This window comes from Mesorhizobium sp. M4B.F.Ca.ET.017.02.2.1, assembly GCF_003998955.1.
GTDB classification, from domain to species: Bacteria; Pseudomonadota; Alphaproteobacteria; order Rhizobiales; family Rhizobiaceae; genus Mesorhizobium; species Mesorhizobium abyssinicae.
This window is the reverse complement of sequence record NZ_RZOF01000725.1, coordinates 1-419: the sequence shown is the minus strand read 5'-3', so window position 1 is coordinate 419 and position 419 is coordinate 1. Positions and strand designations below refer to the sequence as shown.

The following is a 419-nucleotide window of genomic DNA, read 5'->3' as shown; positions in this document are numbered from 1 at the left end:
GCCTCGTCGAGCTTCAACAGCTCATCCTGCTGCGCCCGCACCTGTCCCTGCTGCACATCCTCAACGGTGGCCGTCTCGACCGTGATTTCCTCCGCCTTCGCCTTGCGCGCAGCCCTGCCCAGCAGACCCTCGGCGGTGGCTTCCTTGGCGCCGGCGAGCAGCGGCGGCAAATCGGGCCCGAGCTCGGCGCCGTCGAGCTCGACGGCGTAGACGCGGATGCCGCGCGAGCCGAGCACGCCAACCAGCGCCGCGATCTCCTCCGGCCCCGGCTTCAAAGTGTTCAGATCCAGCACCACCGGGCGGCCGGCGAAATAGCCCGGCGAGTTGCCGATCCAGTGATCGAGTCCCTCCAGCCAGTCGTCGATGGGAGCTTCCGGGGTGAGCGTGAAAGCGACAAAGGAGCGGGCGCGGAAGCGGAT

The 419-nt window shown here is 68.7% G+C and carries 1 pseudogene; it reads right to left on the bottom strand.

Annotated elements, in window-relative coordinates:
* Nucleotides 1-419 (bottom strand): annotated as a pseudogene (locus tag EN738_RS36710) (septum formation inhibitor MinC); the annotation flags it as partial.